The 17,890-nt window shown below is 72.4% G+C and carries 16 protein-coding genes and 1 pseudogene; 5 read left to right on the top strand and 12 right to left on the bottom strand.

What is annotated here, in order from left to right:
- The first annotated feature begins 606 nt into the window (after positions 1–606).
- The 3 genes from ACFYOH_RS11505 (at position 607) to ACFYOH_RS11495 (ending at position 2,996) form a co-directional block, all read left to right on the top strand.
- Positions 607–1,974, top strand: a complete 1,368-nt coding sequence (locus ACFYOH_RS11505; protein WP_388623972.1) for a nucleobase:cation symporter-2 family protein — start codon at positions 607–609, stop codon at positions 1,972–1,974.
- Positions 1,975–2,047: 73 nt separating this feature from the next.
- On the top strand, positions 2,048–2,674 hold the full coding sequence (locus ACFYOH_RS11500) for a TMEM175 family protein (protein ID WP_388623969.1): 627 nt from the start codon (positions 2,048–2,050) through the stop codon (positions 2,672–2,674).
- 31 nt (positions 2,675–2,705) lie between these two features.
- Positions 2,706–2,996 carry a hypothetical protein gene (locus ACFYOH_RS11495; protein ID WP_388623966.1) on the top strand — a complete coding sequence of 97 codons (291 nt, stop codon included), beginning with the start codon at positions 2,706–2,708 and terminating at the stop codon, positions 2,994–2,996.
- 6 nt (positions 2,997–3,002) lie between these two features.
- On the opposite strand, the gene ACFYOH_RS11490 is transcribed toward ACFYOH_RS11495, so the two are convergent.
- The 6 genes from ACFYOH_RS11490 to ACFYOH_RS11465 all read right to left on the bottom strand — a co-directional run bounded on the left by ACFYOH_RS11490 (position 3,003) and on the right by ACFYOH_RS11465 (position 9,301).
- Positions 3,003–3,425 (bottom strand): acyl-CoA thioesterase, encoded by a 423-nt coding sequence (locus ACFYOH_RS11490; RefSeq protein WP_388623963.1) that lies wholly within the window; start codon positions 3,423–3,425, stop codon positions 3,003–3,005.
- A gap of 52 nt (positions 3,426–3,477) precedes the next feature.
- The gene (locus ACFYOH_RS11485; RefSeq protein ID WP_388623960.1) at positions 3,478–4,107 is read right to left on the bottom strand and encodes a hypothetical protein; all 630 of its coding nucleotides are present in this window, start codon (positions 4,105–4,107) and stop codon (positions 3,478–3,480) included.
- Positions 4,108–4,236: 129 nt separating this feature from the next.
- Positions 4,237–4,836, bottom strand: a complete 600-nt coding sequence (locus tag ACFYOH_RS11480; protein WP_388623957.1) for a histidine phosphatase family protein — start codon at positions 4,834–4,836, stop codon at positions 4,237–4,239.
- 35 nt (positions 4,837–4,871) lie between these two features.
- A complete protein-coding gene (locus tag ACFYOH_RS11475) occupies positions 4,872–6,032 on the bottom strand; it encodes a serine hydrolase domain-containing protein (RefSeq protein ID WP_388623954.1) in 1,161 nt (386 codons plus the stop codon).
- 96 nt (positions 6,033–6,128) lie between these two features.
- Complete coding sequence (locus ACFYOH_RS11470; RefSeq protein ID WP_388623951.1) at positions 6,129–7,934, bottom strand: trypsin-like serine peptidase; 1,806 nt, start codon at positions 7,932–7,934, stop codon at positions 6,129–6,131.
- A 155-nt stretch (positions 7,935–8,089) separates the two neighbouring features.
- Entirely contained in the window at positions 8,090–9,301 is a 1,212-nt protein-coding gene (locus ACFYOH_RS11465; protein WP_388623948.1) for a pyridoxal phosphate-dependent aminotransferase, read from the bottom strand.
- Positions 9,302–9,382: 81 nt separating this feature from the next.
- Here ACFYOH_RS11465 and ACFYOH_RS11460 point away from each other — a divergent pair, with 81 nt between their 5' ends.
- On the top strand, positions 9,383–10,009 hold the full coding sequence (locus ACFYOH_RS11460; protein ID WP_388623945.1) for a winged helix-turn-helix transcriptional regulator: 627 nt from the start codon (positions 9,383–9,385) through the stop codon (positions 10,007–10,009).
- Between the two features lie 49 nt (positions 10,010–10,058).
- Here the strand turns inward: ACFYOH_RS11460 and ACFYOH_RS11455 are convergent, their stop codons facing one another.
- The 3 genes from ACFYOH_RS11455 to ACFYOH_RS11445 are packed head-to-tail and all read right to left on the bottom strand — an operon-like array spanning position 10,059 to position 13,672.
- Positions 10,059–10,859 (bottom strand): hypothetical protein, encoded by an 801-nt coding sequence (locus ACFYOH_RS11455; protein ID WP_388623943.1) that lies wholly within the window; start codon positions 10,857–10,859, stop codon positions 10,059–10,061.
- The gene (locus ACFYOH_RS11450) at positions 10,859–12,121 is read right to left on the bottom strand and encodes a VWA domain-containing protein (protein ID WP_388623940.1); all 1,263 of its coding nucleotides are present in this window, start codon (positions 12,119–12,121) and stop codon (positions 10,859–10,861) included. The genes ACFYOH_RS11455 and ACFYOH_RS11450 overlap by 1 nt, the downstream gene beginning before the upstream one ends.
- A gap of 9 nt (positions 12,122–12,130) precedes the next feature.
- Positions 12,131–13,672: an IucA/IucC family protein gene (locus ACFYOH_RS11445; protein ID WP_388623937.1), complete on the bottom strand. Its 1,542-nt coding sequence runs from the start codon at positions 13,670–13,672 to the stop codon at positions 12,131–12,133.
- A gap of 104 nt (positions 13,673–13,776) precedes the next feature.
- Between ACFYOH_RS11445 and ACFYOH_RS11440 the strand changes: the two genes are divergently transcribed.
- Positions 13,777–15,276: an IucA/IucC family protein gene (locus ACFYOH_RS11440; RefSeq protein WP_388623934.1), complete on the top strand. Its 1,500-nt coding sequence runs from the start codon at positions 13,777–13,779 to the stop codon at positions 15,274–15,276.
- A gap of 44 nt (positions 15,277–15,320) precedes the next feature.
- Here the strand turns inward: ACFYOH_RS11440 and ACFYOH_RS11435 are convergent, their stop codons facing one another.
- The 3 genes and pseudogenes from ACFYOH_RS11435 to ACFYOH_RS11425 all read right to left on the bottom strand — a co-directional run bounded on the left by ACFYOH_RS11435 (position 15,321) and on the right by ACFYOH_RS11425 (position 17,289).
- Positions 15,321–16,070: a CAP domain-containing protein gene (locus ACFYOH_RS11435; RefSeq protein ID WP_388623932.1), complete on the bottom strand. Its 750-nt coding sequence runs from the start codon at positions 16,068–16,070 to the stop codon at positions 15,321–15,323.
- 388 nt (positions 16,071–16,458) lie between these two features.
- On the bottom strand, positions 16,459–16,719 hold the full coding sequence (locus ACFYOH_RS11430; RefSeq protein ID WP_388623929.1) for a hypothetical protein: 261 nt from the start codon (positions 16,717–16,719) through the stop codon (positions 16,459–16,461).
- Positions 16,720–16,734: 15 nt separating this feature from the next.
- Positions 16,735–17,289: pseudogene (locus tag ACFYOH_RS11425) on the bottom strand (glycoside hydrolase domain-containing protein).
- Positions 17,290–17,890: the final 601 nt, after the last annotated feature.

The following is a 17,890-nucleotide window of genomic DNA, read 5'->3' as shown; positions in this document are numbered from 1 at the left end:
GCGGTCGCCTCGTAGGGGCGCTCGCCGGAGGACTTCGCTAGTCGCCCACACGGGCGGTGTGCTGGAGGACTTGGCAGGTCGCCCCACACGGGCGGCTTGCCGGGGATCTCGGCGGACCGGGTCATGCGGCCGGTCTGCCGGACACCACGGCGGTCACCTCTCGCGGGGTGGCCCGCCGGAAGGCTTGGCGGTCGCCTCGTAGGGGCGCTCGCCGGAGGACTTCGCTAGTCGCCCACACGGGCGGTGTGCTGGAGGACTTGGCAGGTCGCCCCACACGGGCGGCTTGCCGGGGATCTCGGCGGACCGGGTCATGCGGCCGGTCTGCCGGACACCACGGCGGTCACCTCTCGCGGGGTGGCCCGCCTGAAGACGCGGTGGTCGCCCCTGTGGGCGGATCGCCGGGACGCTCCGGTCGGGAGGGACGGCTCTCGACCGGGGTCCGTGGACCCGAGCGGGGTCCACGGCAGCCGTCTCCGGGGTGCGTGTGGACGCACGCGCCCCGGAGACGGTCACCGCTCGACCCCGTCCTGGTCCCGCACGACCACTCGCACCACCTCCATGAAACCCACGTCGACAAAGACGTGTTAGCCGCTCGGAGGAGCCGCCGTGGCCGCCCATCCTGTTGACGAGAAACTCCCCGCCCTCAAAATGGCGACCAGCGGCCTGCAGCACGTGGCCGCCATGTACGCGGGAGTCGTCGCCCCACCCCTGATCGTCGGCGCGGCCGTAGGGCTGTCCGGCAAAGACCTCACCTTCCTCACCGGAGCCTGTCTGTTCACCGCCGGGCTCGCCACCTTCCTGCAGACCCTAGGTTTCTGGAAGATCGGCGCCCGTCTGCCCTTCGTCAACGGCGTCACCTTCGCCGGTGTCGCCCCCATGACGGCGATCGTGGCGTCCGCCAAGGACAAGTCCTACGCCCTGCCGATGATCTTCGGCGCGGTCATCGTGGCCGGCCTCCTCGGCTTCATAGCGGCCCCCTTCTTCAGCAAGGCGATCCGCTTCTTCCCGCCCGTCGTCACCGGCTCGGTCATCACCCTGATCGGCGTCTCCCTGCTCCCGGTCGCGTTCGGCTGGGCCCAGGGACCGAACTCGGCCGCGCACGACTACGGCTCGATGACCAACCTCTCCCTGGCCGGCATCACCCTCCTCATCGTGTTGCTGGTGCGCCGGTTCACCCGCGGCTTCGTCAAACAGATCGCGGTCCTGCTCGGCCTGGTCCTCGGCACACTCATCGCGATCCCCTTCGGCGTGACCGACTTCAGCCCGGTCGCCCACGCCGCCGTCGTGGGCTTCCCGACCCCCTTCCACTTCGGCACCCCCACCTTCCACATCGCGGCGATCCTGTCGATGTGCGTGGTGATGGTCGTCTCCATGACGGAGTCCACCGCCGACATGCTGGCGCTCGGTGAGATCGTCGAACGCCCCGCGGACGAGAAGACCATCGCGGCCGGCCTGCGCGCCGACACCCTCGGCTCCGCCCTCAGCCCGCTGTTCAACGGCTTCATGTGCAGCGCCTTCGCGCAGAACATCGGCCTCGTCGCCATGACGAGGATCCGCAGCCGCTTCGTCGTCGCCGTCGGCGGCGGCTTCCTCGTCCTGATGGGCCTGTGCCCGATGGCCGCCTCCCTCATCGCGGTCGTGCCCCGCCCGGTCCTCGGCGGCGCCGGCGTCGTCCTGTTCGGCTCGGTCGCCGCGAGCGGCATCCAGACCCTGGTCCGGGCCGGCCTGGAGAAGGACAACAACGTCCTCATCGTCGCCGTCTCCCTCGCGGTCGGCATCGTCCCGATCACCGCACCGGACTTCTACCATGCCTTCCCCGACACCGCGAAGATCGTGCTGGACTCCGGCATCTCCACCGGCTGTGTGTCGGCCGTCGTCCTCAACCTCCTCTTCAACCACATCGGCAAGGGCAAGGAGGCGGAGGACGTCACGCACCCGATGGAGGCGGGGCAGGAACTCACGCCCACCCACTGAACACCCGCTGAACATCCGTGCGGGGCACGGCGATCGCCGTGCCCCGCACGGATGTGTGCGGCAGTCTTGGGCCATGAACGAGTCCGGCCGGGTCGAGGCCTTCAGCGACGGCGTGTTCGCCATCGCCATCACCCTGCTCATCCTGGACATCAAGGTGCCGACGACGGGTGACCACGGCGGCCTGTGGCACGCGATCGGCGCGCAGTGGCCGTCGTACGCCGCCTATGTGGTCAGCTTCCTGGTCATCGGCATCATGTGGGTCAACCACCACCAGTTGTTCAGCTACGTCGCCAAGGTCGACCGGCCGCTGATGTTCCTGAACCTGCTGGTGCTGATGGTCGTGGCCGCCGTGCCCTGGCCGACCGCCATGCTCGCCGAGTACCTGCGCGAGGGCGCCGCCTCGCACGCGGCCGCCGCGGTCTACAGCCTGGTCATGGTCGCCATGGCCCTCACCTTCCAGGCCCTGTGGTGGCACCTCACCCGCACCGGCCACCTCTTCGACGCGCGCGTGGACACCGCGGCGGCCCGGGCCACCCGGGCCCGCTTCGCCCTCGGTTCCCTCGGCTACCCCCTGACCGTGGCTCTCGCCTTCGTCTCCGCGCCCCTCACCCTCGCCGCGCACGGTCTGCTCGCCCTGTACTACGGCTTCAACCAGATCGCGGTACCGACACGTCAGAACCCGGACCGGGCCGCGCCATGAGGTTCGCCGGCAACTCCGCCCGGCGTCCGGCGTGATCGACCCGCGCGACGTCGCCGAGGTGGCGGTGCGGGCCCTGCTCGACGTGGGGCCGGCGGGCCGGACCTACACCCTGACAGGCCCCGAGGCGATCAGTGTCCCGGACCAGGCGGCCGTCCTCGCCGCGGTCCTCGGCCGCCCGGTCACGGTCCGGAACCTGTCCCCGGACGAGACCCGCGACTTCCTCCGCACCGCGTGGAGCATCGACAGGGCTCGGGTGGAAGGAGTCCTGACCGGCATGGCCTACCCCGCCGAGGAGCACAAGGAGGCCTTCGGCGAGGTCTGAACCGGCCTACAAGCCGAACAGGGCGAGGTCCGTCGTCAGCTGCTTGAACACCTCCCGCGGGTCGGCGACCAGCTTGCGCTCCTTGAGGTCCAGCAGACCGCCCACCGCGCTGACCTCGGCCGCCAGGGTGCCGTCGGCCTTGCGTATCTCCTGCACGATCCGGAAGGTCTTGCCGCCGCCCCACTCGAACTCACAGGTCACATCGACCTCGTCACCGGCGAGCAGTTCGCGCCGGAAACGGATGGTCGTCTCCAGCGCCACCGGACCGACCCCCCGGCCCACCAGCCGGGCCTGGCTGATGCCGGCCGCCTGGAGCAGCGACCAGCGGGCGTGCTCCGCGTAGTTGAGGTACACGGACTGATTGAGGTGTCCCTGGGTGTCGGTCTCATAGCCGCGGACGGTCACACGGACGGAAAACGGTTCGGACACTGCTTGCCCTTCTCGCGTTCGAATCTCGGGTCGATCGATCTTGGCACGCCGCTCACACCCGGCGCGGCGAGGCCAGCAGATAGCGCACCCTCGTACGCGGCTCGGTGTACTCGCCGGCCTGCCAGCCCGCGCGCTCCAGCGTGGCCGCGCAGGCCGCCAGGTGCTCCTTGTCCGGCGCGTACACGGCGACCGCCTCCGGCTGCGGGGTCGCCCGCACCCGGTAACCGTCCGCGCTCCCGCTCGCCGGAGGGTGCCCGGCCGCCTCCAGGGCCAGGGCCGCCGCCCGCACCAGATGCGCCCGCTCCCAGCCGCACGGCCGGTCCGCCGCGCCGCCGGGGTTGGTCATCCGACGCAGCTCCAGCAGCCCCTGCCAGGCGCTGTGCACCTCACGCAACCGCGCCGGACCGTCCGCGGGCGGCTCCTCCTCGCCGCCGACCCGCGCCGCGAACACCCCCGCGTCCGGGCCGGGCTGCGCAGACTCCTGTGGCGCCTCGGGCACCGCCTCGCGCAGGCGATGTCCCGCCCGGGTGAGAAAGTGCTCGTGCGGCGGCCGCGGATGCCGGAAGGCCAGCCCCCGCTTCACCAGCGCCGCCAGCTGCGCCTCCGTACCGCGCAGCCGCCCGGTGACCGGATCGGCGGCCTCGATCACCCGCCGCTGCGCGGCGGTCGGCGGTCGGCTCACAGCGCGCTCCTTCCGGTCCCGTCCCTGTCCGGGGCCGCTCGCCGGACGGCCCATTTCGCAGAGTACGACCCGGGTCCGACAACGCGGCCGCAGCCCGCATCGGGCCTCGTACCCGGGGCCTGTCGGGGCCTACTCCGGCGGCCGGATGTTCCACCCCGCCACCACCGGCCGCTCGTGCTCGGTGCCCAGCCGGCACAGCGTCCCCGTCGCCAGCTGGAACAGCGCCCCGTGCTGGGGCCGCAGGCCGAGGCGGCGGGCGGTGAGGACACGGAGGAAGTGGCCGTGGGCGATCAGCACGACGACGCCCTCGGCGTCGGCGAGGGCGGCGTCGACCTTGCCCAGCACCCGGTCGGCGCGCTCGCCGACCTGCTCCGGGGTCTCGCCCGGATGGTCCGGCGGGCCCGGCGCGACCCCGTCCGTGAACAGGAACCAGCCCGGCCGGCTCCGCTGGATCTCCACGGTGGTCACGCCCTCGTACCCGCCGTAGTCCCACTCGCGCAGGTCGGCGTCGACCCGCGCGTCCGGGATCCCGATCAGCTCGGCGGTCTCCCGGGCCCGCTGGAGGGGGCTGACGAACGCGGCCCCGATCCGCTGCGAGCGGATCAGCGGCAGCAGCCGGCGCGCCTCCATCCGCCCGTGCTCGGTGAGGGGTACATCGGTCCAGCCGGTGTGCCGTCCGGACCGCGACCACTCGGTCTCACCGTGCCGGACGAGAAAGAGGTCACCCACGTCAGCGCCCTTCCCGCTCGCCTGTCAGCACGGTGTCACAGGGATCCGGCCGCCCGCAGGACGGACTCGGCCAGACGGCCGTTCTCCGGAGCGGCGCCCACCCCGGAGGGGAAGGCGAACCGGCGCCGGGTGTAGGCGTACGCGATGCCGTTCGCCGGGTCGGCGAAGCCAAGCGAGCCGGTCGCGCCGCTGTGCCCGAAGGTGCCGGCGTCGAGGAACGGATAGAGCGCGGGGATGTACTCGAAGCCGCGCGCGAAGTGGTTCTCGCTGCCGGTGACCAGGTCCGGGCCGCCCGGGGTGCGCAGCGCGCCGAACAGGGCCGCGGTCGCGGGCGTGAGCAGCGGCGGCCTGCCGTCGACGGTGCTGATGGCGGCCGCGAACATCCCGGCGACCCCGCGCGCGTTGCCCACGCCGCCCGAGGAGGCCGGCCCGAGCGCCTTCACCCGGGGGTGATTGCCGAAGGCCACCAGGTCGGTCGGCTCCGGCCCGTGCGCGTTGAAGGCGATGCCCCTGATGCTGTCCGGGGCCGCCACCCGCTCCTTCAGCAGTACGGCCTCCTCCGGGGTCGGCACCAGCGGCTGCACGTCCACCCAGCGCGGCTCCGCCCGAGCCGGCAGACCCAGGTAGTAGTCGAGGCCGTACGGCGCCCGGATCCGCCCCTCGTACAGTTCCTGGATGGACCGGCCGGTCACCCGGCGCACCACCTCGCCGGTGAGGGCGCCGATGACGAAGGCGTGGTAGCCCCAGGCGGTGCCCGGCTGCCACAGCGGCGCGCGTCCCGCAAGCCGCGCGGCGGTGATCCGGTCGTCGGCCAACTCCTCGACGGTGAAGGCCCGTTCGGGGTCGCTGACGAGTCCGGCGCGGTGCTCCAGCAGCTCGCCCAGCGTCAGCCGGTCCTTGCCGTGGGCCCCGAACTCCGGCCAGTACGCGGCGACTTTTCGATCCAGGTCGAGCACCCCGTCCTGCACCAGCAGGGCGACGACCAGATGCGCGGCACCCTTGGCGATGGAGTACAGGTTCGTCAGTGAGTCCCCGTCGATGCCGTCGCCGCCCCACAGGTCCACCACCCGGCGCCCGTGCCGGTACACCACGAGCTGTGCGCCCGGGTCGTCCCGCTCCTCGGCGAGCACCGCCGCGAACTCCTCGCGTACGCCCTCGAATCCCTCCGCGACCGTTCCGTGCACGTCGATCGGCATGTGTCGTTCCCCCTGTTCGGTGATGGCCGGCGGAGACCGTCAACAGACGGTCGTCGCCGGGCATTCCCGGATCGGTGCACGAGCCCGCGGGCTCGATCAGGTGCCGGGTGGGACCAGTGTGTTCTCGGTGCCGAGGGCCTTGGCACCGGTGTCGGCGTACAGCGAGGTCTCGCCGTCGGACCAGCGCACGACGAGGTCGTTGCCGGTGTGGTCGGCGGTGAGGTCGCCAGCGGTCATGACCTGGGCGTGCTGCCAGGTGCCGTTCGGGCCGATCAGCCGGGAGCGGGTGCCGAGCCCGGCGGCCGAGACGCCGGTGTAGCCGTCGAGCGAGCCGTCGGACCAGCGCACGAGCAGGTCCGCGCCGGCCGTGCCCCTGAGGGCGCCGCCGGTCAGCAGCGCGGCCTTGGTCCAGGTGCCGTTCGCCGCGAGGATCCGCTTGCCGGTGCCGAAGGAGCCGGAGCGGATACCGGTGTAGAGCATCAGGCTGCCGTCGGACCGGCGCGCCAGCAGATCGGTCGCACCCTGGGCGCCGTGGAACTGCCCGGCGGTGAGCTGGACGACGTTCTTCCAGTCGGAGTTGGGCTTCGCCATCTGGACCTCGCGGCCCACCCCCGAGGCGCCGAGGTCCGGGTACAGGGTGACCTCGCCGTCGGACCAGCGCACCAGCAGGCCCGGTCGGCTGCCGCCGCCGAACGTCCCGCCGGTGATGCTCCGGGCGTGCGTCCAGGTCGAGTTGGCCTTCAGCAGCCGCTGCTCGGAGCCGAACCCGCCCTGTCCGTCCCCGGGATACAGCGTGACCCCGCCGTCGGACCAGACGACGAGCAGATCGCCGAGGTGGTCGCCGGTGTAGTCGGCCGAGGCCAGCAGCGCGGCCTTCTGCCAGCGGGCCGCGCCACCGGGCAGCTGCAGGCCCTGGTACGGCGGCAGGTCCGCGGGCGGATCCTGGTTCGCCACGGCCTCGGCGAGGAGGTTCGCGGCGTCGTCGCCGAACGCCGGGGCGTAGCTGATGTAGTCGACGTCCGCGTCGTTGCCGCCGCCGTTGTAGCCGCCGAGGTCGCCGATGACATGGCCGGTGCCCGCGTCGTCCTGGTAGTCGGTGATCCACGGGCTGCCGGACACGCCGCCGTAGTAGCCGCCGCAGGTCATCGACATCTGCCGGTAACCGGGAAGCTGGCTGGTCGGCACCGTGCACTTGATGGCGCTTCCCGCGCTGTTGTGCCCGTAGGAGGGGTAGCCGACGACGGTCACGTTCTTGTGCGTGTAGCCGTTCGCGCGGGTGAAGGTCAGTCCGCCGCCGACCGCGTCCTGGAGGCTCTGGCCGCGCTGGTTGGCCGAGACCCTGGCGAACGCGGTGTCCAGGTCCGACACCGGGTTCTTCGTGGTCGACGACCCCTTGTCGGGCACGTACCGGGGATCGATGAAGATCCGCTGGATGTGGAAGATGCCGTACGGCTGTTGGTCCGGTCCCGCGCCCTTCACGAACTTCGGGACGAAGACATAGTCGCCCTTCATGCTCAGGGCGCAGTGGGCCGCGGTGAGGACGACGTCGCGCGCCGGGGTGTCGATCACACTGCCGGTGCAGTGCCAGGTGGTGCCACCGGGACCGTCGGAACCGAAGAAGGTTCCGACGAGGCGGCTCCCGCCGAACATCGTGCCCTGCGGCCGGCCGGCCGCCGCGGCCGACTGCCCCGGCCCGCTCGGCCGCACCCGCGCCGCGTCCAGTGGCCGGGCGGCCGCCATGCGCTGTGCGGTCCAGAACCGCGCGGCCTGCCGGGCCTCCTGCCCGGCGGCCGGCCCCGGCGGCGAGGGCGACGCCGCCTGCGCGGCCGGCGTCGCGAGCCCGGCCGCCGCCCCGCACACCATGGCCACGGCGACGGCCGTCCAACGTATTCGGTACGACAAGATCCTGCTCCCCCTGGTCATATATGGAACCCGGACAGGGAGAACAGCGGCGCGGCGCTGGTCAGACGCGCACCCGAAGGCCGGTGCACCCGCCCCCCCGTGCCGGATCCCCCTGATCATGCCGGGTGATCTTCGCACAGGCGCGACCGGACGGGCTAATGCTGCCGGTACCCGGCGAGGAACCGGCCGATCCGCCCGATCGCCGCCTCCAGGTCCTCCGCGTGCGGCAGGGTGAGGATGCGGAAGTGGTCGGGGGAGGGCCAGTTGAAGCCGGTGCCCTGGACCACCTGGATCTTCTCGCGCAGCAGCAGATCGAGGACGAACTTCTCGTCGTCGTGGATCTTGTGCACCTTGGGGTCGATGCGCGGGAACGCGTACAGCGCGCCCTTGGGCCGTACGCAGGACACGCCCGGGATCTCGTTGAGCTTCTCCCAGGCGGTGTTGCGCTGCTCGTACAACCGGCCGCCGGGAAGCGTGAGCTCACGGATGGACTGGCGGCCGCCGAGCGCGGCCTGGATGGCGTACTGGGCCGGGGCGTTGGCGCACAGACGCATGGAGGCCAGCATGGTCAGGCCCTCCAGATAGTCCTTCGCGTGCTGCCTGGGGCCCGTCACCACAAGCCAGCCGGAACGGAACCCGGCCACCCGGTACGTTTTCGACAGGCCGCAGAAGGTGAGGACGACCAGGTCGGGGGCGAGGGCCGCGGCCGAGTGGTGGACCGCGTCGTCGTACAGGATCTGGTCGTAGATCTCGTCCGCGAACACCATCAGGCCGTGTCGGCGGGCGAGGTCCAGGATGCCCTCGACGACCTCCTTCGGATACACCGCGCCCGTGGGGTTGTTGGGGTTGATGATGACCACGGCCTTCGTGCGGTCCGTGATCTTCGACGCCATGTCGGCCAGGTCCGGGTTCCAGTCGGCCTGTTCGTCGCACAGGTAGTGCACCGCCTTGCCGCCGGCGAGGGTGGTCACGGCGGTCCAGAGCGGGAAGTCCGGTGCGGGGATGAGGATTTCGTCGCCGTCCTCGACCAGTGCCTGTACGGCCATGGAGACCAGCTCCGAGACGCCGTTGCCGAGGAACACGTCGTCGACCCCGACCTCCAGTCCCAGGTTCTGATAGCGCTGGGCGACCGCCCGGCGGGCGGAGAGGATGCCGCGGGAGTCGGTGTAGCCGTGCGCCTGCGGCAGCATCCGGATCATGTCCTGGAGGATCTCCTCCGGCGCCTCGAAGCCGAAGGCCGCGGGGTTGCCGGTGTTCAGGCGCAGCACGCTGTGCCCCGCCTCCTCCAGCGCGTTGGCGTGCTCGATCACCGGGCCGCGGATCTCGTAACAGACCTCGCTGAGCTTGTTCGACTGCCGGAACTCCATGCGCCCCTCCGGAAACTGGTGTTGCTTGGTTTTACCAAGTAGGCGCTTGGAAAGTCCAACATCTTGTCTAGACTGCGTCGCATGTCACCACGCCGAAGCTACGACCAGTACTGCTCCGCAGCCCGCGCCCTCGATCTCGTCGGCGACCGCTGGACCCTGCTGATCGTCCGCGAACTGCTGGCCGGCCCCCGCCGCTACACGGACCTGCACGCGGACCTGCCCGGCGTGAGCACGGACGTACTCGCCTCCCGGCTGAAGGACATGGAGCGCGACGGCCTCACGACCCGCCGGAAGCTGCCTCCGCCCGGCGCGGCCTACGTGTACGAACTCACGGGACGCGGACGCGAGTTGCTGCCGGTGCTCCAGGCGCTCGGGCGATGGGGCGAGGCAGACCTGGGAGAGCGGCGGCCGACCGACGCGGTCCGCGCCCACTGGTTCGCCTTGCCGCTGCTGCGGGGTCTGCACGGCGAGGGCCTGGTCGAAGTCCGGCTGGAGGAAGGGGACTTCCATCTGCGCGTCGGCGCGGAGGAGGGGCCGGTGTACGGCGACGGGCCCGCGCCCGGCGAGCCCGACGCCCGCCTCACCATGGACGCGGCCACCTGCGAGGCCGTGGCCGGGGGGGAGTTGGGTCTTGCCGACGCCGTACGGGCGCGACGCGTGACGGTGACGGGGGACGGCACACTGGCCAAGGCGCTGCGGGAGATCTGAGCACGGAAAGGCGAAGGCCCGCCGGAGGCGGGCCTTCGTGCACATCGGGTCACACGTCGGTCGGCACTCGCGACGGCCGACCGGACCCCCGCGTCAACGCATACCCGCCGATACCGGCGAGAGCCGCGAGCACGCCCCCGATCGCGGTCCACACCCATCGGTCGGACCACCAGCCGGAGGACCAGCCGTCGCCGGAACCGAAGCTGGAGAGCACCGCGGCCTTCGAACCGCCCCCGCTGTGCTGCGACTTGACGGCGATGCCGGGAACCAGCGGCTTGCCCAGCGAGCCGTCCACCGCCGCCGCGCCGCCGATGTCCTCGGCGTTGGCGCGGACCTCGACGCCGACCGGCTTGCCCAGGTCGGCGGAGCCGAGGTCCACCACGGTCAGCCGGATGTAGTACGTGCCCGGCAGCGGGTCGTTGGCCCAGGGCTCCGACCAGCCGCGCACGGTCCGCAGGACGCAGGCCAGCTCGACGGAGGACGCGTCCTGCTCGGCCGTACGGCTCGCCGCGCCGTACTGACAGGCCTGCCGGCGCCGCAGCCCGTCGTACACGTCGATCTGCCAGGTCTGCGCCCCGTGCGTGGCGGGCAGCTTGACCGTCGCCTTGACGGTGGGCCGCTGCCCGGTGTCCGCGGGGAACGACCAGTACAGGTAGTCACCCGTCGAACCGGACGCCGTGGCCCGCTGCCCCTGCTCGATCTCCGTCGCCGTGCGGAAGGACGTGCCCGCCTGGGTGGGTGCCGTCCCGTCGGCGGAGGCACTGGGAGACGGGGAGGAGTCGGCCGCGGCCGGCCCGGCCGCCATCCCGAGTGCCAGCAGCGCGGCACCCAGCACATGTGTGATCCGCATCAGTTCGTCCTCCAGACCGAGACCCGCCAGCGCGACAGCCAGCCCCACAACAGACCGGCGAGGAAGCCGACCAGCACCAGCGCGCCCAGCAGCCACCAGCCGCGCCCGAGGCCGAAGGAGGCCACGTCATGGTGCCCCGACGGCCCGTCCACGACATCGACGGTCAGTTCCAGCGGCAGGCCGGGCGTGGTCTTCACGCCCGCCGCGGCCGAGAAGGAGTTGGTGACCTGGAGGCACACCGTCTCCGCCGTCGCCGTGTCGTCGTCGCTCTCCGGCTTCGGGTACCGCAGACCCGTCGAGATCACGTCCGTACGGCCGTCACCCGCGGCCTCGCCGCGCACGATCTCCCGTCCGTGCACGGTCACCGCCCGCAACAGCACCCCGTAGTCCGGGTTCACGGCGCGGTCGTCGGCCACGCTCACCGAGGCGCGCAGCTCCTTGCCCGGGTCGACGTCGACCTTGTACCAGCGCTGCTGCCCGAACTCCTCACGGTCCGTGTACAGCCCGGACTTCAGCGTCGGCGCCGCCGCGCACTGCGCGGCCCCCTGGGTGGCCACCGGCGTCACGACCGGATCGGCCGCTCGGTCCACCAACTGCCCGACCCGGCTGGACAGTTGCTGCTTGTGCCGTACGTCGGTGTACGTGCCGCCGGTCGCGTCCGCGATGCAGCTGAGCTGGTCGCGGGTCTTGGCGTCCGGCACCAGACCGAGGGTGTCGATGGTCAGACCGATGCCCTTGGCCGCTATCTCGCGGGCGACCTCGCAGGGGTCGAGCGGCTGGCAGGTGTCCTCGCCGTCGCTGATCAGGACGATACGGCGGGTGCCGGTACCGCCGTTCAGGTCGTCCGCCGCCTTCAGCAGCGCGGGCCCGATCGGCGTCCAGCCGGTGGGCTGCAGCGTGGCCACCGCCGTCTTGGCGTCGGTCCGGTTCAGCGGGCCGACCGGGTAGAGCTGCGCGGTGTCCTTGCAGCCCTCCTTGCGGTCGTTGCCGCGGTAGTTGGCGCCCAGGGTGCGGATGCCGAGCTGGACCTCCTGCGGGGTGGCGTCCAGCACGTCGTTGAACGCCTGCTTCGCCGCGGCCATCCGCGAGTCGCCGTCGATGTCCCGCGTCCGCATGGAACCGCTGACGTCCAGCACCAGTTCGACCTTGGGAGCGGGCTGCTCCGTCTCATCGGCGACGGCTCCGCCGGGGAACGCGATCCCGGCCGCCAGGGCGGCGAGGAGAGCACAGACGCCCGCCGCCAGCCGTTGTCTTGTGATCATCGCCGGATCCTATTGATCAGACGCGCCGGGCTCCAAAACGAGCGGGTTCGGCAGGGAGGTCCACTGGTCGCCCGGGGTCTGCGGGGACAGCCGCATCAGGGTCAGCGCCTTCGCCGGCAGCGGCCCTTCGCGCAGGGCGCGCAGATCGGGGGTGTCCGGCAGGTCCGGTACGGCGGCCGACAGGGCCGCTCCCAGCGCCGGGCCCGAACCCGCCGTACCGGCCAGGGCGCCCGCCACCAGGGAGCCGAACAGCTTGCGGCGCAGGGCCGTTTCGTCGTCGGTGATCAGCCGGCCGGTGAGCGGCGGCGGGGTGATGCCGTGCCGGGCCAGGCGGGCCGGGCTGATCCGGATGTCGGCCAGGTCGCGGTAGACGAGCCGTAGCGGGGTGCCGTCGGCCGCCAGGATCACCAGCAGGTTCTGGCCGTGCGCCTCCAGGGCCACGCCGAGGTCGAGGAGGCGCAGCCCCACGGTCAGCGCCAGCCGGGTGAACGCGGCCAGCCAGCAGGGGGAGCCGGGCAGGTCGGTCGTGGCGAGCGCGGCCACGGGGACCACCCGCTCGCCCGGACCGGCGTACACCTCGGGCGACTCCCGCAGCAGCGCGGCCAGGTCGGGGGAGTGGGCCGAGACCGCGGCCAGCGTGCGGGTGATGTGCAGCAGGCCGTCGGTGCGGGCGGCCAGCTCCTCGCCGAGTGCGGACAGGGGCGCGGCGGCCTCGATCGAATAGCGGGAGATGTCCCGCACGGAGGACGTCAGCCGGGCGCTGAGCGCGGTCTTCACATGCGCGCCGTCCGGCAGCGCGAGGGTGCGCAGGGAGAGCAGGGGGCGGGCCGGGCGCCAGGGGGTGTGCGACCGCTTGATGACGTGGTCCGCCTGCCACGGGTGCACCGGCAGCAGCAGCCGTTCGCCGTCCCGCAGTTCCTGCGGCCAGTTGCCGGTCACCAGGCACCCGTCCGCCGGCACCGGCACCGTCCCGAGCCCCACGACGGGCCGGTGCTCCGGGCCGTACGCCAGCTCGTCCGCCACCGAGAAACCGGGCCGGGAACGGCAGCCCGGGTGGTACGGATGCCCGTCGGTCACCCGCTGCTCCCACTCCCAGTCCCTCCCCCACCCTGCGGCCGGGGGGACCCCCACCGGCCACTCCTTCGGGTGATCCGCGTCGGCCCGTGACAGCGCCAACGAGGCGACGCTGCTGTCCAGTTCGGCCGCGAACGCGGCACCGTGCGGCACCCCGAGGGCGGTCATCAGCCCGGCCGGATCCACCTGGCGCTCCCGGTCCAGGCGGACGCCGGTGACGTACGCGCTCGTGGCGTACGGGTCCGCGTGCGGCCCGTACAGCGTCCGGCCGTCGGCGAGCCGCAGCGCGAGGCTGTGGGCGCCGTGCACCCGGCCGGTGACCCACGGCAGCGGCTCATGGGCCAGCGCCCGCCACAGCCGGGTCAGCACCGCGGCCCGGGCGCCCGGCAGCTCCGCCGTGTACCGGGGTAGCAGACCGGGCCGGACGGCGGCCAGCTCCTCGGCGACCCGGGTCTCGGCGGTGGGGGGACGGTGCACGGTCGGCTCCTCGGGTACACGCGGCACGGAGGATGATTGTCGGCGACGACAGACATACTGATCGCGACCACCCCGGCTGATCGCGACCACCCCGGACGAAACGAATGGATCGCGTGGACCTCACAGACCCCACCGGATCCGTCGGCCGCCTGGCCGACGCCTACGCGGCCGCGCCCCTGCTGAACTGCCTGCTGCGCGAGGTGGCCGAGCCGCTCGGCCACCCCGGTGACCCACGGGTCCACCGGCTGCCGAGTGGGCGGCTGCTGCGCGTGCGGGCCGGCCGGCGCCCCGCAGACCCGGAGGTGTGCGCGGCCGGGACCTGGCACCGGGTCGGCCACACCGAGCTGGTCAAACTGGTCGCCGAGGAGCTGCGCCGGCACACCGGGCTGCCGGGCGGCGACCTGCCCGCCGAGATGATCGACAGCCGGGACGCGGTCGCGGCCCTGCTCACCGCCCGCGCCCGGGCCACGGCGCCCGCGGACCCGTATCTGCGCTCCGAGCAGTCCCTGATCACCGGCCACCCGTACCACCCGGCGCCCAAGGCGCGCGGGGGCGGCCCGGTCGCCTCCTGGCTGCCGTACGCCCCCGAGACGCACGCCCGCTTCCCACTGGTGCTGCTCGGCGTCCGCGAGGACCAGGTGGCCGAGGAGGGCGACACCAGCGCCCTGGACGCGCTCGGCCCGGTCCCGCCCGGCTACCGGATGCTGCCGGCCCACCCCTGGCAGCTGGACCTGGTGGGCAGCGAGCTGACGGAGGCCTTCGCCGACGGCCGCCTGCTCCGTCTCGGCACGACCGCCTTCGACACCTGGCCGACGGCGGCGATCCGCACGGTGTACGAGCCCCGGCGCGACCTGTTCCTGAAGTTCAGCCTGGACGTCCGCATCACCAACGACATCCGCCGGCTGTGGCGCCACGACCTGCGAAGACTGCGCCGCACGGACATGGCCGCCCGGCACGCCTTCGCGGCCATGGGACCGCCCGCCGCCTGGCTGAGCGACCGCGGCTACCGCACGGCCTCCTTCGCCTTCGAGGAGCTCGCCGTCCTGGTCCGGGACGGCCTGCGCGGCCATCTGCTGCCGGGCACCACCCCGCTGCTCGCCGCCGGGCTCGCCGAGGGCTTCGACGGCAGTCCGCCGGCCACCGCGGCCGACCCGGCGGCCTGGTGGGAGGCCTATCTGCGCCAGGTCGTGCCGCCCGCCCTCACGGCGTTCGACGACCACGGGGTCGTCCTGGAGGCCCATCTGCAGAACACCCTCGTCGCCGTGGACGCGGCCGGTATGCCCGTCCAGGTGCTGTACCGGGACGCCGAGGGTGCCAAGCTGCTGCCGGACGTGACCCGGGCGGCGGGCTGGGAGCGGCTGGTGTACTGCCTGGTCGTCAACCATCTCACCGAGATCGCCGCCGCCCTCGCCGAACACCGTCCCGCACTCGACCCCTGGCCCGCCGTCCGCCGCGAGTTCGCCCGGCACGATCTGCCCGAGATCCCCGCGCTGCTCGGCTCGCCCACGCTGCCCGGCAAGACCAACCTGCTGCTGCGCTGGACCGGCGCGGACGGCGCGGACGCCCGCTACCTGCCGCTGCCGAACCCGCTGGCGGGCGGCTGACCTGCGGTGGGCCTACCGGGCGATGGGGCTATCGGGCGATGGGGCTACCGGGCGGTGCCGAAGTCCTGCGTCCAGTAGCTGCCCGGCTGGGCGAGACCGACTCCGATCTCCTTGTACGAGCAGTTGAGGATGTTGGCCCGGTGTCCGGGGCTGTTCATCCAGCCCGTCATGACCTGCTCCGGGGTGGCGTACCCGTAGGCGACGTTCTCGCCGTAGGCGCTCCAGCTGTAGCCGGCCCGCGTGATGCGGTCACCGGGGGACGATCCGTCGGACCCGGTGTGCGACATGTTCTGGTGGGCCGCCATGTCCGCGCTGTGGGCCTGCGCCGCCTTGGTCAGCTCCGCGTTCACGGTCAGGGGATGGCAACCGACCTTGGCGCGCTCGGCGTTGACGAGCTGCACGACGCGCGCGGTGGCCGAGGAGGCGGTGGGGGTGGCCTTCGGGGTGCTCGGCGTGGCGGTGGGCTTGGGGGCCGCGGGGGTGCTGGGCGCAGCGGTCGGCTGGGGCTTGTGCGTGCTGCTGCTCGGCTGCGCGGTGGGCCGGTGCGTGGGGGACGCGGTGGCCTGCGGGGTGCCGGTGTGGTGGTGGCCGTTGCGGTGGTGATGGTGGTGGTGCCGGTGACCGTGGTGCTCCGGCTGCGGGGACGTGCTCGTCGCCGCGACGTCCGCCTGGTCCGTTCCGCCGTGCGGCCAGTCGGAGCAGGCCAGGGCGACGGAGGGCACGCCCACGGCTCCGATGGCGACGGCGGCGACGACTATGCGCCGGTAGTGCTGCGTCTTGCGATGCTTGGCCATTCGTCAACCTCGTTCGTGGATGCCGGGGCGCTCATTTTCGGGAGGGCTTCACAAGGAGCGCAAAGGGCGGCTTCCACTACCGCGCCTAGTAGGCCCAGAGGGCTCTTGTCAGCCGAGCGAAGAGATGTCGGGTTCGCTTCCGCGACGTTTGCTGATGTCTGGCGCCCCGTCAGAAAAGAGGCAGATCGGGCGGATAGGGGGAGGCGCCGAGCGGGCGTCGCATCCTGGCCCGACGAACCGTTCGCGCCGACGGCAAGCCGGACAAATCCCCTATGTCATCGAAGCCGCATCTACTATGCAGGATGCCTAGATGCCGAGACCGCTGTGATGGATATCACTCTTCCGCCTGCTCCGGCGGGCACTGGTGGACCGCCGGAGCAGGCGGTGGTCAGCAGTCGGGGATGAAGGTGCCGTTGTTGTCCTTGGCCTCGTCGTTGCCCCAGCGGGTGAGGTAGTAGGCGGCGACGTACTGGGCCGCCGGTCCGGCGCCGGGGTCGGTCTTGAGCCACCAGTGGTCGTAGCTCGTGGCTTCACCGATCCGACGGCCCCACATCTTGCAGTAGACGTGGTTGGTGCCCGCGTTCAGGGTGCCGGTCCGGGCGGTGCCGGTCGGCGAGGCATACACCGGCGCGGTGGCGAAGGTGCCCACTCAGGACTTGGCCGACTACGGGGGAACGCTGCCTCCGCCGTCGACGTCGAGGCAGTCGCCGTCGATGTTGACGGTGACGCCGCCCCAGGTCTCGTCGGTCCCGCCGAAGTACTGGTGGATGCGCTGGTGGCCGGCCCAGTCGGCGGCGGGCACGTAGGTGCCGGCGTCGGTGTCGGCGACGCCGTTCCACCAGGCGAACCAGAGGTGGTCCGGCAGGGTGTAGGCGCCGATGGTGTACTGGGCGGCCAGGTAGCGCATGCCGGAGCCGGCGCTGGAGTAGGAACCGGAGCGGTAGCCGCGCGCGTGCAGTTCGCCAGTCCAGGCGGAGAGCTAGTTCAGGACGCCGGTGCTGCAGGAGGAGTTGGTGTTGCCGTAGCCCTCCATGTCGTTGTAGAGGACGCTGTCGGCCGGGATCCCGAGCGCCTGCGCCTGGGCGACGGCGTCGTCGGCCTCCGCGGTGCCCTGGCTGCGGGCGGTGGCCGGATCGGTGGAGGCCGTGTGGCCGAAAGAGGTGCAGGGCGCCTGCGAGCCGACGTACGTCGGGATCAGGTGCCAGCCGTTGCCGGTCACGGTGCTCTCTCATGACGAGGTGAGAGAAGGCTGGTCGCAGGCGCGGGTGTTGCCGCCGATGTACACGCTCACGGCCCGGTAGGGGGAGGCTCCCCAGGCGTTCATCGTGGAGGTGCTCGGGGCGGCGCATGTGTCGAAGCCCTTGCCGGTGTAGGCGCCGGGCTGTGCGGTGCCGGCCAGGGCGGCGGCGGAGGCGGTCGCTTTCGGGGCACGGTCGGCGCCGGGCCGCGTGCCGCTCGCGCCGGGCCGGGCCGTCGAGCCGGCCGGTGCGCAGGATCCGCTCGGCCGACGCCTTGCCGCTGCCGTACGTGGCGGTGGCGATGACCCCGGCGGAGGGCACGGCCAGGCGGATTGTAGGAACGGGGTGAGCGGCTGTCAACGGGCTGCAGCCGCCCCCGGGAAGGGGGACCGGCAGGGGGAAGTGGCGCCGAAGGCTGCGTTCGGGTGTGAGGCGCCTCCACAGGGGATCACAGGGGTGGCAGGTGCGGGAAACGGCGGGCGCTAGGGGCTGTCGTGGCTGCGGTGATGGCCTAGACGTGGATGTATGGAGAACCGCTCGCGTCTGTCCTGGGCGGGCGGGGCGCCTTCGCCGTGCGCATCC

Source organism: Streptomyces sp. NPDC007856, from assembly GCF_042868225.1.
Taxonomy (GTDB): Bacteria; Actinomycetota; Actinomycetes; order Streptomycetales; family Streptomycetaceae; genus Streptomyces.
The sequence above is the reverse complement of the archived record's forward strand: the minus strand, read 5'-3'. Positions and strand labels throughout refer to the sequence as shown.